This is a genomic window from Mesorhizobium sp. Cs1321R2N1 (assembly GCF_037179725.1).
Lineage (GTDB): Bacteria > Pseudomonadota > Alphaproteobacteria > Rhizobiales > Rhizobiaceae > Mesorhizobium > Mesorhizobium salmacidum.
This window is the reverse complement of sequence record NZ_JAPYKP010000314.1, coordinates 1-1,193: the sequence shown is the minus strand read 5'-3', so window position 1 is coordinate 1,193 and position 1,193 is coordinate 1. Positions and strand designations below refer to the sequence as shown.

Genomic DNA, 1,193 nt, shown 5'->3' with positions numbered 1-1,193 from the left:
CGGGCCGCGTGCGCGTCGGCGGCAAGGTGGTGCGCGATGCGGCGTTGCGCGTCGACATGAACCGCGACCGCATCGTCGTCGATGGCGAAGCGGTCATTGCCGAGCGCAAGGTCTATGTCATGCTCAACAAGCCGCGCGGGCTCGTCACCACCCGCGATGATCCGCGCGAGCGCGACACCGTCTATGCCTGTCTCGAAGGGCTCGATTTGCCCTATGTCTCGCCGGTCGGCCGCCTCGACAAGGCGAGCGAAGGCCTGCTGTTGATGACCAACGACACGCAGTTCGCCAACCGGCTGATGGATCCGGCCTCGCATCTGCCCAAGACCTATCACGTGCAGGTCGCCACAGTGCCGGATGAAACGACGCTGGACAGGTTGCGCACTGGCGTCACCGTCGACGGCGAGACCCTGACCGCCAATTCGATCCTCCTCCTGCGCAGCGGCGGCCGAACCGCCTGGCTGGAGATCGTGCTCGACGAAGGCAAGAACCGTCACATCCGCCGCCTGCTCGCCGCCCACGCCATCGAGGTCAAGCGCCTCATCCGCATCGCCATCGGCCGGCTGCATCTAGGCGACCTCGCCAAGGGCACGGCGCGGCATTTGACGGCCGAGGAGCTGGCGTTGCTGGCGGAGTGAGCGTTCCCTCGCGCTGCTGGCTTTCGACGGGTGACGGCCGGACAATGCCTCAAAAAATTCTCGTCACCACCGATGATTTCCACCCGCCTCCGCTGTCCTGATCATTAGGCGCCGGAATCCTCCGGGCCGGAAAGCGAGGTGATCCATGGGATCGTTGCAAGGTCAAAATGTCGTCGTGGTCGGAGGCAGCCGGGGCGTCGGCCGCTCCATCGTGGAAGCCGCGCTGAGCGAGGGAGCAACCGTGCTCGCTGTCGCCCGGGGCGTGGACGCTTTGAAGGAACTTTCCTGGCAGGCGTCGGGCGTAAGGACGCTGGCGGCGGACGCCACGCGGGAGGCCGCGCCAGAGGCAGTGTTCGCGGCGCTCGAACCGGACGTGCTGGTGATCTGCGCCGGTGCCTTCGCCCCGTCGGCACCGATTCAGGACCAGAGCTGGGACGAGTTCTCGGCCAATTGGGAAATGGACGTCAAGGCGTCCTTCCTGTTCTGCCGGGCGGCGCTGCGCGGCCGGCTGAAGCCAGGCAGCCGCGTGGTGCTGATCTCCAGCGGCGCTGCATTCAG

2 protein-coding genes are annotated in these 1,193 nt (G+C 66.6%); both read left to right on the top strand.

Annotation, left to right across the window (positions count from 1 at the left end; genetic code table 11):
- A partial coding sequence (locus O7A61_RS32255) for a pseudouridine synthase (RefSeq protein ID WP_337133184.1) occupies positions 1-635 on the top strand: 635 nt, incomplete at its 5' end.
- Between the two features lie 145 nt (positions 636-780).
- The coding region (locus O7A61_RS32250) for an SDR family NAD(P)-dependent oxidoreductase (RefSeq protein WP_337133183.1) at positions 781-1,193 on the top strand (413 nt) is incomplete at its 3' end.